The sequence below is a fragment of the Nocardia canadensis genome (genome assembly GCF_032656385.1).
Classification (GTDB): domain Bacteria; phylum Actinomycetota; class Actinomycetes; order Mycobacteriales; family Mycobacteriaceae; genus Nocardia; species Nocardia canadensis.
Genome location: NZ_JAVCWB010000008.1, coordinates 1,398,777 through 1,412,064, shown reverse-complemented (window position 1 = coordinate 1,412,064; position 13,288 = coordinate 1,398,777). Strand labels below are relative to the sequence as shown.

The following is a 13,288-nucleotide window of genomic DNA, read 5'->3' as shown; positions in this document are numbered from 1 at the left end:
GCCATGACCAAGGATCGCGAGGCCGCCCAGGCGCTGTGCGAGGCAGTCGCCTGCCGGATCGAGAACGACCGACCCGATCTGACCGGGCGAATCCGTGCTGAATTGCCTTCGTACGCGAGGATCGCCGACGCCGAACACCGTCGTACGGTGCACGAACTCGCTCGCCGCGTGCTGACAAGCCTCGCGACCGGCGCCGGCCCGGTCGCGGAACACCTGCAGTACACCCGCCGCGCGGCAATGCGGCGCGCGCAGCTGGGCGTCTCCGCCTACGAGGTGTTGCGCTCGTTTCAGATCGTCAGCCGAGGCTTGTGGTGCGCGTTGCAGGGCGCGCCCGAGGCGACCGAGTCACTGTTGATCGAACTGGTCGACCCGTTGGCAGGATGGACCGAGGCTATGACCTCGACAGTCATCGATGCCTTTGTCGATGAATCACCCACGACGCACGCGCGGGAGGCGGCAATACGTCGGCAGTTCTTTGCCGATCTCGGCGACGCCGGGTGTTCCGAGCGGACGGCGGAGACCGCTCGAACACTGGCATTCGATGTCAGCGGTGATTTCCAGGCGATCTGCGCGTCCAGATCGTTGTGGCCTGAGCCCGAAGTCGAGCGACTGCAACGTGCGACTCGACGGCTGACAGGGGTAGTCCACTGCGGGGTTCGCGGCACCGCCCTGACCATCCTCACCCAAGATAGCGATATATCGGCGGCGCTTCGCGCGGCGCAGGCTATCAGTGGAGAGCACGTTCGATACGGGGTCGGTCTTGCCCGCAGTGGACTGACCGGCGCGCACTCGAGCTGCATTGATGCCGAGCGCGCTCTGCACATCGCGGAGATGTGGCGCAGGCCGTCGTCATACTTCGCCGACTGCTGGCTCGAAGCGTCGTTGGTGGACGGCCATGACAAGCTGGCTCCGTTGTTCGACGGCGTTCAGCGGACAGCGACAGCCCATCCGGACCTCGCTGACGCGGTCCTCACGTTCGCGGACTGCGGGTTCTCGTTGGCGCGGGCGGCGCAGCGCCTGCATGTGCACCCCAACTCCGTGTCGTATCGACTCAGCCGATGGCATGCGCTGACCGGCGTCGATCCCCGCACCTTTGCGGGGCTCGTGCGCTCGGCTGTGGGCTGCCGGATGGCGCGAACCGACCAGCAACGCTGAACTCGGCCGTCAACGGTGCGTATGCAGCGGCCTACCCGCCAACGCGAGCATGGCTTCGCCCAACGCCTCGTTCTGGCTTGGATGGGCGTGGACAAACGCCGCGATCTCCTCGGGAAGCGCTTCCCAGGCAACGCTCAGCTGTGCCTCTCCGATCGATTCACCCACCCGGTCGCCGACGAGGTGGACCCCGACCACAGGCCCGGAGTCTCCAGCGCGCACCACCTTCACACCGCCGCCGGTCCGCAAGATCTGGCTCTTGCCGTTGCCCGCGAGGTCGTACACGAGGACGGTCGCGTTACTGTAGCGATCGCGGGCGGCGTTCTCGGTGAGCCCGACCGAGGCTACCTCTGGATGTGAATACACCACGCGTGGGATGAGGTCGTCGGGAATCGGAACCGGTGCGTTACCGGCGATTTCGTCGGCGACGAACATACCGTGCTGGAAGCCGCGGTGCGCCAGTTGCGGTCCGGCCACCAGGTCGCCGACGGCGTACACGCCGGCAGTGGTGGTTCTGAGACGCTCATCGGTGGCAACACAGCCGTTCTCGATTCCGATGCCGACTTCGGATAGGCCGTCGATCCGCGGAGCGCGCCCCACCGCGACGAGCAACACGTCTGCCGTGCGGATCTCACCGTCCGCGAAGGTGACTCTGACGCCCTCGCCGTCTTCGGTGGCCGCCGCGACACGGGCGTCGGTGCGCACCGTGATCCCACGTGCGCGCAGCGCCTTCGTCACTTGCTTCGAGCTCCAAGGATCCTCAGCGGCCAATATCCGTGGCAAAGCTTCGACAATGGTGACATCAGCGCCGAAGGAGGCCCACAGGCTGGCGAACTCGATGCCGATCACGCCGCCGCCGAGCACGATCGCCGATTGCGGCACAGCGTCGAGATCGAGGGCCTGGTCGCTGGTGACAATCCGTGAGCCGAGCGCGATTCCGGCAGGGACTCGGGGTCGTGAGCCGGTTGCCAGTACCACGGAGTTGCCTGCGTATCGCAGTCCATCCACAGTGACCGTGAGCTCGTTCGTCAATTGCCCGGTTCCGGTCACCACGGTGATGGAGTCTCGGGTGAGAAGCCCTCGTAGTCCCTGGTAGAGGCGTTTTACCACAGTTTCTCGGTAGGCATACACCGCCGCGAGGTCGATCCCGTCATAGGTCGCCGAGACGCCGAAAGAGCGTGCGTTGCGGGTGGTGTCCGCGACCTCGGCGGCCCGGAGGAGAGCTTTGGTCGGGATACAGCCACGATGCAGACACGTGCCACCCAGCTTGTCGGCCTCGACAAGAGTGACGGACAAACCGAGTTGGGCGGCACGCAACGCGCAGGCATATCCACCGGATCCGCCGCCTAGGATGAGGACGTCGCTGCACTTGCCGGCCGCGGCTGAGCCTCCGTTCATCACAGCCACCCCAGAGCGGATGCGGGGTTTTCGATGAGGTCACCGAAAGCACGCAGGAAGCCGCCTGCGGCGCCGCCGTCACACACTCGATGGTCGAAACTGAGCGAAATCTGAGTGATCTTCCGGACGGTCACTTCGCCATCGATGACCCACGCGCGGTCGAGGATGCGGCCGATGCCGAGGATCGCGGCCTCGGGATGGTTGATGATCGGTGTCGAGCCATCCACGCCGAAGACTCCATAGTTGTTGAGTGTGAAGGTTCCTCCGCCGAGCCGATCGGGCGTGAGCTTTCCTGCTCGTGCGGTGTCGACGGTTTCGCGGAGCTGTCGGGCGAGTTCCACTGTTGTCAGGGTGTCGGCTCGGGGAAGGACCGGAACCACGAGACCGCGCGGTGTCTGCGCGGCGACACCGAGATTCACATATCCGTGTCGGACTATCTCGCCGCGTTCGGTGTCGACGGAGGCGTTGAGCTCGGGGAATCGCGCGAGTGCGGCCAGTGTCAATCGAGCGAGCAGTGCCATCAGGCTGAGCTGGTCTTCCCGAGGGAGCGCGGTATTGATGGTGCGCCGGGCCCGCAGCAATTCTGTGGCGTCAACGTCCACCCAGGTGGTGGCGTCGGGTATTTCTCGGCGACTGACCGACAGCTTCTCGGCGACGACCTTGCGGAGACCCTTGAGTGGGATGCGCGTCGACTCGAATCGGATCGGGGCGGCTCGGCCGGTCTCGGAGGGCGTGATCGGGATGGCGGCGGCGATTGCCTGTTCGACATCGTGTCGGAGGATGATGGTGCCCGGGCCTGTTCCGTGGATTCCGGTCAGATCGACACCGCCACGGTTGGCCAGCTCACGCACGACCGGCGAGATGACGCGCGGCGCTGAGGTGGCAGCCTGGGGTGAGTGGGATGAGACACGTTCGCCGGGATCGGCCACAGCGCGCGTGCGGCGACGCCTTGGACGCGAATCGTGGCCCGTCCCGTACCCGATCAGGACATTGCCGGATCCGGCTCGTTCTTCGTCCCGGTACTTTTCGTGCGCAGCGGATTCGGTCGCGCTGTCCGTGCCGGTGTTCGCGGTGGGGGTGGAGCCGCTGATCGTGATCAGAGGGCTGCCGACTGTCAGAGTGTCGCCCGGCGCGGCATGCAGTTCGAGCACTGTGCCCTCGAAGGGAACCGGGACCTCGACCGCGGCTTTGGCCGTCTCGACCTCGGCGACGATCTGGTCGATCTGCACGGTGTCACCGACGGCCACCCGCCACTCGAGAATGTCGGCCTCGGTCAGGCCCTCGCCGAGGTCGGGAAGCATGAAGATCTGCGCGCTCATGCGTTCACCGCCCACCGGAGGTCCGGGGTGTCGTTCCACTGCAATCGATCGAGTTGGTCGAGTATCCGGTCGACGCCGGGAAGGTGAATTCGTTCCAGACGCGGCGCGGGATAGGGAATGTCGAATCCGCTCACTCGCAATACGGGCGCGGCGAGGTGGTGGAAGCAGCGCTCCTGGACTCGTGCGGCGATCTCCGCGCCGACGCCCGCGAAGCCTTGAGCTTCCTGGATCACCATGCAGCGCCCGGTCTTTCGCACCGAAGCGGCAACGGTTTCGTCGTCGAACGGCACGATCGAGCGCAGGTCGATGACTTCCAGATCCCGACCCAGTTCCGCGGCTGCTTGTGCGGCCTCGAGCGCGACCGACACCGAAGGCCCGTACGCGATGAGTGTGGCGTCCCGGCCTTCTCGGCGCACGAGGGCACGGCCGAGGTCTGCGCCGGCGTCCGGCTCGACCTCACCACGGGCGAAATACAGCTTCTTGGGTTCGAGGAAGATGACCGGATCGGGGTCATCGATGGACGCGCGCAGCAGAGCGTAGGCATCTGCCGGTGTCGAGGGACTCACGACCTTCAGCCCCGGGGTGTGCGCGTAATACGCCTCGCTGGAATCGCAGTGGTGTTCGACGCCACCGATCCCGCCGGCGAACGGTATCCGGATGACCATGGGGGCCGACAGGCGGCCTCGGGTGCGATTCCGGATCTTGGCGACGTGCGAGACGATTTGCTCGAAGGCAGGATAGGCGAAGGCATCGAACTGCATCTCTACGACCGGCCGGAAACCGGCCATGGCCATACCGACCGCGAACCCGATGATGCCGGATTCGGCCAAGGGGGTATCGAAGCAACGATTTTCGCCGAAGTCCTTCGTCAGTCCATCGGTCACCCGGAACACGCCACCCAGCGTGCCGACATCTTCGCCGAACACGACGACGTTGTCGTCGGCGGCGAGTGCGTCACGAAGGGCGAGGTTCAACGATTGAGCCATCGTGAGGATGGGCATGGTCAATTCTCCTCTGACTCGGCGGCCAGCTCGGCCCGGACTTGGGCGGCCTGCTCACGCAACTGCGGTGTCGGATCGGCGAACACATGGGCGAACAGATCCGCGGCGACGACCGGCCGGTCGGTGTTCATGGCAGCTCGCAGGTCCGCAGCGTCGGACTCGGCTTCAGCGGCGAGCTGGCTTTCGAAGTCGTCGTCGATGAGCTCCTGGTTTCGCAGATAGGCGCGCAGCCGGGCGATGGGGTCGCGGGCCGACCACTTCTCGACCTCGGCGGAATCGCGGTAACGAGTGGCATCATCGGCGTTGGTGTGGGAATCCAGGCGGTAGGTGTGCGCCTCCACGATCAACGGGCCGTTCCCCTCGCGTACGTAGCGAACGGCCTCATCCATCACTCCCATCATCGCGACAGGGTCGTTGCCGTCGACCTGTTCGGATCCGATGCCGTACCCGACGCCTTTGTGCGCCAGCGACGGCGCCGCGCTCTGACGCGCGAGCGGGACGCTGATGGCAAAGCCGTTGTTCTGTACCAGGAACACCACGGGCGCCTGGAAGATCGCGGCGAAGTTGAGCGCCTCGTGAAAGTCTCCCTCGCTGGTGGCGCCGTCACCACAAAGTGCGAGCGTCACGGTGTCGTGACCACGCCGCTGTTGCGCGTAGGCGAGCCCGGTGGCGTGCAACAACTGCGTGGCCAGGGGTGTGCATTGGGGCGCCGTGCGGTAATCGGTGGGATCGTAGCCGCAGTGCCAGTCGCCGGAAAGCATGCTGAGAATCTCCGGAGCCGGAATGCCGCGGACAGTCAGGGCCATCGAGTCCCGGTAGGTCGGAAACAGCCAGTCCTCGGGTCGCAGGCACATGGCCGCCGCGATCTGGCAGGCCTCTTGCCCGCGGGCAGACGGATAGACGGCCAGGCGGCCCTGTTTGGTCAACGCCGTCGCCTGGGTGTCGAAACGCCTGCCTTGCACCATGTTCCGGTACATGCTCACCAGACGGTCGTCCGCCGGTCTCGGATAGCGGGCCTCGCTATCGGTGGGGTTGCCGTCGGCGTCGAGGTATTGCACCGCGGTTGCGGCGGGCAAGTATCTCTCGAACTGCCGCTGACGTAGTGGCTCGAGAAGGGTCATATCTGTCTTTCTCCGAAGGCGAGGGAATTGACGGTCGGTGGGTGGGGTCTCTAGGTCGCCGCACCGACGGTGGTGCGCTGGGCGTAGTCCTTGAGGCTGAACCCGGGTGCTCGCGCGTCACTGAGACCGGGTCGGAATGATCCGGCGAGTAGGCGGCGGGCCGCGAGGTGATCGCCCGGCCGGTTCACCGACTCCACCGCAGTCAATACGTCACCGTCGAACCGCAGCACGGAGAACTCAGGGGCCGAGCCGAGCACAACGGTCTCGCCGAGACTGGTTGTCGTACCGGCGATCTGGAGCTTGGCGCCATATTGGTGCGTCCAGAACCACGGCACCGCCTGATAAGGATCGTGGTTGCCGACCAGCTGGGCGGCAACGTGCCGTGCGTGATCGACCGCGTTCTGAACAGATTCGAGCCGTTGCCGTGTACCGGCGGTGACGACCGAAGCGCAGTCTCCGATGGCCCAGATCGCGGGATCGGTGGTGCGCAAGTACTCGTCGACGCAGACCCCGTTGTCGACGGCGAGGCCGGCCGACATGGCCAGTTCGGTATTCGGTTGCACGCCAATGCCGATTACGACCAGGTCGGCCCCAATAGTGGTGCCGTCGTCGAGCCGGACGCCTGCTGCGTGCCCGAATTCGTCGACATCGACGTGGGTGGGCGAACAGCGATGCCGCACGGTGACTCCGGCGCGGGTGTGCAACGTTGTCAAGTACTGTGACATCTCCGATGACACCGCCCGCGCCATCACTCGGTTGCCTGCTTCGATGACCGAGACAGTGCGGCCCTGCTCGCGCGCCGCCGCCGCCACCTCGAGTCCGACGAATCCGGCGCCGATAACGACGACTTCCCGCGCTGTCGCGAAACTCCGACGTACTGCCCGGGCATCGTCGGCCGTGCGCAGCGGACACGCTCCTGCGGCATTCGCGCCGGAGATCGAGAGGTTTCGGTTGCGGGCTCCGGTGGCCAGGATGAGATGGTCGTAGGCGAGCTGACGACCGTCGTCCAGTGACACGGTCCGCCGAGTTCTGTCGATCCCGACTACCCGGGCACGTACCAAGTCGATGTTATTGGTGTCGTAGAACTCTCGCGGACGGAGGGGCGCGATCTGTGCGGCGGTTCCGCTGAGGTAGCCCTTCGACAAGGGAGGGCGTTGATACGGTGTCCTCGCCTCGGCGTCGACCAGGATGACCTGACCGGCGAACTTTCGTTCCCGCAGTGACGCCGCGGCCTGGACTCCCGCGTGCCCGGCTCCGACGATGACGATCGTTGCCGTGTGCGCAGCGCTACGCCTCATCGCAGGGCACCTCGACCGAAACCGCGCCCAACGTGTCGTCGACCCCGATCTGACAGGCGAGCCGACTGGTGGTCCGCCATGGCGCGGCGGTGACCTCGAGCATCTCCTTCTCGTCGTCCGATACTGCCGGCAGACGCGCGAAATCGGCTTCGTCGACATAGATATGGCAGGTGGCGCACATCGCGTTGCCTCCACAATCGGCGGAGATTCCTGGGACATCGTGCGCGAGCGCAACCTGCATGAACGATTGTCCGCCGCTCGCATCGACGGTCTTGGCGTAGCCCTGGCTTGTGGTGAACGTGAGCTTCATCGGTTACCTCCGGAAGACGTCGGCGGGCTCGTCGCAGACGATCGACCGCATAGTGCCCAGCTGTTGTGAGCGGGCTTCGATAACGTCGCCCGCCTGCAGGTAGCGGGGCGGATCGAACTGGAACCCGCAGCCGCCTGGAGTGCCGGTGAGGATGATGTCGCCGGTACGCAGTGCGAGCGTCGCGCTGACCGATTCGATGATCTGGGCGAATCCCAGCGCCATGTCCTTGGTCGATCCGGCCTGTCGCAGCTCGGCGTTCACGGACAGCTCGAACCCGAAAGTCGCATCTGCGGTGTCGGCCTCGGGCGCCAGTAGCCATGGCCCGGTCGGGCAGAAGGTGGGATATCCCTTGCCCCGAATGATCTGGGCCTGCAACGGTGAGGAGTCGAACCCATGGGGAAGAGCGACATCACGCGCTGTGATGTCGTTGGCCAGCATGTAACCGGCGATGTGGTCGGCTGCCTGTTCGCTGCGAATGCGGTAGCCGGGACGCCCGATCACGACTGCCACCTCGACCTCGTAGTCCAGGGCTCGAGTCGCGGCGGGCCGGACGACCGGGTCGTTCGGCCCGCTGATGCTGGTCGGACTCTTCATGAAGACCACTGGAGCTGCCCGCTGTGGCAGGTCGGACTGCCCGTCGGTGTGGGTGTCGTAGTTGAAACCGACCGCGATTACCTGGCCGGGATCAGGGATCGGCGGACCGAGCTGAACCTCGGCCATCGGCACAGCACGGGTGTCTCCGGTGTGGAGTTCGGCTCGCACGAGCGGGGCCAACTGCTGCCACAGCGCCAGGACCTGGCGTACCGAACCGATCTCGATGCCCCGGCGAGCCAAGAGCGGGACGAGGGGGACAACGGCGTCGTCATCGGTCAGCACGCCGGGCGTGAGGCGACCCGCCACCGCGAAGCTGACTATCCGCAGACTCATGATGCACTCGCATTCCACAGTGAGGCAGCGCGTAACACGCTGCAGGGCAGTAGATGTCGCATATCCGGTGTCGGTGACCTCAGCGACCGGTGACGACTGTCATCGAGCGCATGAACGGGAAACTGAGATCGGTGCCCCAGTCCGGACATTCGGTCGTGACCTGGAGGTCGGGGAAACGCGCGGGCAGTTCGCGCAAGAGGTAGTCGCCCTCCAGCCGCGACAGTGGCGCGCCGAGGCAGTAGTGTCCACCCGCGGTGAATGCCAAATGCCGGATACTGGCTCGTTCGACGTCGAATCGGTCGGGCTCGTCGAAGAAGCGCTCATCACGGTTCGCCGCTGCCATGGCGAGCAGCAGTTGGCTTCCCTCGGGAATGCGCTGGCCGTGCAGCGTCAGGTCTTCTCCCGCATAGCGGTGAATGAAATGCACCGGTGAGAGAAAGCGCAATGCCTCTTCCCACGCGCGCGGGGCGAGATCGGGCGCCGCGGCCAGGGCGCGCATTTGATCCGGGTGCGCCGCGAGGGCGTACACCGTGTTCGTCATCGCAACCATCGTTGTGTGGTAACTGGCGACGAAGAACCCGACCAGGGTGATGATCAGCTCGGTCCTGGTCATCTTCGAGCCGTCTTCCTCGGCTTCCAGAAGGGCCCCGACCGCGTCGTCGGCATCCAGTTTGCCGCGCAGGGTGTCGACCAGATCGCCGATGTAGTCGATGTAGAACTGTGCCGCGGCGTCGGCTGCGGCCAGCCCTTCCACGCTGAGGTCACCGTGGCTGAGCACCGCGTTGAGGTCGGGCATTCGCTCGAGAACTGTGTGCGCGTCCGACATCGGCGCGTGCAGAAGCCGACAGGCGATCTCGGCGGGTATCCGGGCGGCGAACTCGGCAACGAAGTCGAATTCGGAGTCCATCTCGGTCAGTCGATCGAGGCCGGCGCCGATGATCTCCTGCACCCAGCCGCGCATCCCGGCCATCGCGCGCGCCGAGAAGGCCGCCGAGGCGAGCTTTCTCAGCCGAGTGTGCGATGGCGCATCCATCGAGGGCAGCGAGAATCGGTAGAACTCCGATGCCGGACCGGTGCCGATGTGCGGAGGGAACTGTCCGGCGTGTGGCTGCACGCGCGCCGACGATGTCTTGAAAACCGCGCTGACGTCGGCGTAGCGCGTCAGCACATACGCGTCGTGTCCGTTGACCTCGATGCGGGCGACGGGCAAGCTGTCCCGCAGGTGGCGGTAGACCGAATAGCGATCGGTCGCGAAGGCCGGATCTGCCGGATTCAGGGTTGTGGTGATTGTTACCATTTCCGTCCTGTCTGACGCGGCATCATTGCCACGACATGAGGTGCGTCACGATGTTGTCGCCAACGTATCCGTGGGCGGGGCGCAATCCATTGGGGGAATCGAGAAATCGGGGGGCTGGTTCTGGAGGTTTCCACGGTCGGCAGTCGTGCCGAACGGCTGGGACGACCTACTGCAGTTCGTCGAACCAGTCGATGACCAGGGGTTCGCCTCTCATCCATGCCTCCATGGCCGCACGATCGGCCGACCCCTGAATCTCGACCCGGAGGCCGCCCGGGTGACGTAGATAGGCGAAGCCGAGGATGCCGTCACCGCGGTGGTATGGCGTGAACTCCATCTCGAATCCGCTGGCTCTCAGCGCTGTTGCGGCGTCGTCGAGATCGTCGACGTAGTAGGCGACGTGGTGGAAGTCCATGCCGGGTCGATCCGAATGCCATGGTGAGCCGGGTTCGCCTTGCCAGAATTCGATCGGGGGATGGTTGCCGACCAGCCAGCACACACGTCCACGGATACGGATCGGCTCGCTCGACAACAAGGGGGCGTGCACCAGCGCTTCGAGATCGGCTGGATCCGTACGGGTGCCACCGGCGAGCGACTGGTAGGCGCCCATTGCATCGTGAAGATCGGAAACGGCGAAAGCCAGGTGGAATACCTCGCCCAGTCCCAACGCGTCGAGGCCGGGGCTCCGGTTCTCGGGATCGGAAGGTGTCACAGTATTCCTTCCTCGGTCGCGAGCAGGAAGTCCGCAATCGCGTCGGCCCACGCGGCGGGCTTCTGGTCGCAGATGTCGATGCCGCCACCGTCGATCTCCACGTAGGCGAAGTCGGGGCGTAGAGCGCGTCCGCCGGCGGCGTACTCGTGCATGACGTCGCCGGTGTTGGTGAGGATCAAGGTCGGCTGCGAGATGAGCGGCAAGGCTGCGTCGTGGTCGTATGAGCGCGCCGCGGAATGTCCGTACCAGTACGCCCCTCGTTGCCAGGCCAGCATCGCTTGCACCACGTAGTCACTGATCCTGTCGGGACCGACCGGCTCTGGGAAGCTCTCCCGCAGTGCGGCGATCTCGCACATATGCGCCGCACCGGGCAACGGCGTGAAGGCTTTCTCCTGTGCAACAACGGCATTGATCAGTTCTCGTCCGTTGTCGGCGGCAGCGATATTGCCGACGCCGTGCAGAATGACAGCGCTGATGCGATCGCTGTGTGCGATCGCGGCGGCGGTGGCGACCATGCTGCCGGTGTGATGGCCGGCCACAGCGGCGCGTTCGATGCCCAGAGCGTTGAGCACCGGTGCGACGCACGTGGCGTACTCGTCGATCGTGGGAGGCGTCCGCGGTGCATCCGACATGCCGAATCCAGGCATGTCGATAGCGATCGGGCGGAAGCCGCGGGCGATCAGCGGTTCGAAAACGGCCGCGAATTGATCACCTGTCATGATCGACTGGTGCAGGAGCACGATGGGACGGCCCGATTCGAAGCTTTGGAAGTGTATCTGTCCGTATTCGCCGTCGGTGTAGTGGCGACGCATTCTGTTGGTGGGTTTGTTTTGCATTGGTATTCATATCCTCGTGTGATTCGTGACTGCTAATCGATCGATGCGCATTCCCTGACGATCGTGCGATCGGTTTGGTGCGCACTCTGGTCCCCGGTCGGGGCCGCCGCAGGTGCTGGACGGAGATCACCTCACGAACGGCTTCGGTGTTTGGCCTGGGCATGGGATCTCCGTGCTGTCCAGTGCCTGTACGAGAATCGATGGCCCGAGCATTCCTGGATTGTGGGCCCCGGCTGTGGCGGATGAGATCCGTCTCACACGTTAGGTGTGGATCGGGACTCGGGTCAATTGCGTATTGACCTGATTCTGGAGCGGTGAATTCTGGGAATCGTGAAAAGGTTTCAGGTCGGATCGATTCTTGGGCAGACACGGCCGCTACCCCGGCGTGCTTCGGGGTTGTGGACTTCACGAAGACATCGTGTGGTTGCTTGTGGATTACTAGATGACGGGAGGCGTCCTGGGTTCTAGCTTTGCCGCATGTACACACACCTCGACGCACACTGCGCTGTTCCCCGACGAACGAGCGGCTACGGATGTCGCCGATGACCAACCGCTGCGAACCACCCGGTCGACAGGAGCGGACACCATGAAGTTCGGCGTAGCTACTTTCGTGACCGATGAAGGCGTTCGCCCCGACGTACTGGCCAAGGCGGCCGAGGAACGCGGATTCGAATCACTGCTGATCCCAGAGCATTCACATATCCCCGCAGACCGGCAGACCCCGTATCCGGGCGGCGGCGACCTGCCGTCCTCCTACTATCGATCGTTGGATCCGTTCGCGGCGCTGAGTGCTGCCGCGGCAGTCACCCAGGAGATCAAGCTCGGTACGGGCATCTGCGCGGTCTTTCAGCGAGATGCCATCCACACCGCAAAAGAAGTCGCAACCGTCGATCTGCTCAGCAATGGGCGCTTTCTGTTCGGTGTGGGTACTGGGTGGCTACGCGAAGAGATGCGCCACCACGGCACCGACCCTGCTACCCGATTGTCCTTGGTAGGGGAGCGCATCCAGGCGATGAAGGCCTTCTGGTCTCGGGAGGTGGCGGAGTTCCACGGTCATCATCTCGACATCGCGCCCAGCTACATGTGGCCCAAACCTGTTCAACGGCCGCACCCGCCGATCCTCGTCGGCGGAATGGGACCAACGGTTCTGGACCGGGTGCTCGAATACGGGGACGGGTGGCTGCCGAACATGATCGGTCAACCGGTCGAACGCCTGCACACGATGCTGGGGCAATTGCTGAACAAGGCCGCCGAGGCCGGACGAGCTCCCGTGCCGGTGACCGTACTCGGCGCCCCGGTGGATGCCGCCGAGATCGAGGTGTACGCGACATCGGGAGTCGAACGGTCGGTCTTTCTCATGCCGACGCTGCCGACGGGCGAAACTCTCGGTCTTCTGGACAAATTGGCTGAATTCATCGACCCACTCATGCGGCCGGAATAATCGGACGCAACAACAGAAAGGCAGCGAATGGCTCGGAACACCATAGAGCCCCACCGGATCGTCGCGATCAACCCCGACACGCTGGCCGAACCCGCGGGCCACTTCGACCGCGCGGTGCAGATCGGACCGTGGCTGTTCATCTCCGGAACATCGGCTTTGACCAACCTGAGCGGCACGATCGAAGAGCGACGAATGCCGGATAGCTTTCTCGAACAGGCGAACTCGGCCTTCGACAGCATCGAGAAGGTGCTCGCGGCCGCGGGCGCGACGTTCGACGACGTCTACGAGATCAGGGCGATGCTCAGCGACGCAGCGGATTTCGGCACGCTCAATGACATATTCAGGGAACGCCTCCCCAACCGGGGGTTCATCGGCCACGGCTATGTCACCGAGTTCCTGGCACCGGGCATGAAGGTCGAGATCGAGGCCAACGCCTACCTGCCGCAATCGTCCGCATCACCATCGCAGTAGAGGAAGTC

At 64.8% G+C, this 13,288-nt stretch carries 13 protein-coding genes; 3 read left to right on the top strand and 10 right to left on the bottom strand.

The genetic code is table 11. The features are described 5' to 3' along the window. Positions 1–3: 3 nt before the first annotated feature. Positions 4–1,155, top strand: coding sequence for a PucR family transcriptional regulator (locus Q7X29_RS20395; protein WP_316575081.1), 1,152 nt, complete (start codon positions 4–6; stop codon positions 1,153–1,155). A gap of 9 nt (positions 1,156–1,164) precedes the next feature. On the opposite strand, the gene lpdA is transcribed toward Q7X29_RS20395, so the two are convergent. The 10 genes from lpdA to Q7X29_RS20345 form a co-directional block, all read right to left on the bottom strand. Then, positions 1,165–2,550 (bottom strand): dihydrolipoyl dehydrogenase, encoded by a 1,386-nt coding sequence (gene lpdA / locus Q7X29_RS20390; protein ID WP_316575080.1) that lies wholly within the window; start codon positions 2,548–2,550, stop codon positions 1,165–1,167. Further along, a complete protein-coding gene (locus Q7X29_RS20385; RefSeq protein WP_316575079.1) occupies positions 2,550–3,869 on the bottom strand; it encodes a dihydrolipoamide acetyltransferase family protein in 1,320 nt (439 codons plus the stop codon). Before Q7X29_RS20385 ends, lpdA begins: the two co-directional genes overlap by 1 nt. Then, a complete protein-coding gene (locus tag Q7X29_RS20380) occupies positions 3,866–4,870 on the bottom strand; it encodes an alpha-ketoacid dehydrogenase subunit beta (RefSeq protein WP_316575078.1) in 1,005 nt (334 codons plus the stop codon). The genes Q7X29_RS20385 and Q7X29_RS20380 overlap by 4 nt, the downstream gene beginning before the upstream one ends. 2 nt (positions 4,871–4,872) lie before the next feature. Next, a complete protein-coding gene (gene pdhA / locus Q7X29_RS20375) occupies positions 4,873–5,991 on the bottom strand; it encodes a pyruvate dehydrogenase (acetyl-transferring) E1 component subunit alpha (protein ID WP_316575077.1) in 1,119 nt (372 codons plus the stop codon). A 50-nt stretch (positions 5,992–6,041) separates the two neighbouring features. Continuing rightward, on the bottom strand, positions 6,042–7,289 hold the full coding sequence (locus Q7X29_RS20370; protein ID WP_316575076.1) for an NAD(P)/FAD-dependent oxidoreductase: 1,248 nt from the start codon (positions 7,287–7,289) through the stop codon (positions 6,042–6,044). After that, entirely contained in the window at positions 7,279–7,599 is a 321-nt protein-coding gene (locus tag Q7X29_RS20365) for a 2Fe-2S iron-sulfur cluster-binding protein (protein ID WP_316575075.1), read from the bottom strand. Before Q7X29_RS20365 ends, Q7X29_RS20370 begins: the two co-directional genes overlap by 11 nt. A gap of 3 nt (positions 7,600–7,602) precedes the next feature. Continuing rightward, a complete protein-coding gene (locus Q7X29_RS20360) occupies positions 7,603–8,319 on the bottom strand; it encodes a fumarylacetoacetate hydrolase family protein (RefSeq protein ID WP_316575396.1) in 717 nt (238 codons plus the stop codon). A 286-nt stretch (positions 8,320–8,605) separates the two neighbouring features. Next, a complete protein-coding gene (locus tag Q7X29_RS20355; RefSeq protein ID WP_316575074.1) occupies positions 8,606–9,823 on the bottom strand; it encodes a cytochrome P450 in 1,218 nt (405 codons plus the stop codon). Positions 9,824–9,989: 166 nt separating this feature from the next. After that, the gene (locus tag Q7X29_RS20350; RefSeq protein WP_316575073.1) at positions 9,990–10,532 is read right to left on the bottom strand and encodes a VOC family protein; all 543 of its coding nucleotides are present in this window, start codon (positions 10,530–10,532) and stop codon (positions 9,990–9,992) included. Beyond that, on the bottom strand, positions 10,529–11,368 hold the full coding sequence (locus Q7X29_RS20345) for an alpha/beta fold hydrolase (RefSeq protein ID WP_316575072.1): 840 nt from the start codon (positions 11,366–11,368) through the stop codon (positions 10,529–10,531). The genes Q7X29_RS20350 and Q7X29_RS20345 overlap by 4 nt, the downstream gene beginning before the upstream one ends. A gap of 586 nt (positions 11,369–11,954) precedes the next feature. On the opposite strand from Q7X29_RS20345, the gene Q7X29_RS20340 reads away from it, so the two are divergent. Next, positions 11,955–12,809: an LLM class F420-dependent oxidoreductase gene (locus Q7X29_RS20340; RefSeq protein ID WP_316575071.1), complete on the top strand. Its 855-nt coding sequence runs from the start codon at positions 11,955–11,957 to the stop codon at positions 12,807–12,809. A 27-nt stretch (positions 12,810–12,836) separates the two neighbouring features. Next, a complete protein-coding gene (locus Q7X29_RS20335) occupies positions 12,837–13,280 on the top strand; it encodes a RidA family protein (RefSeq protein WP_316575070.1) in 444 nt (147 codons plus the stop codon). Positions 13,281–13,288 lie beyond the last annotated feature (8 nt).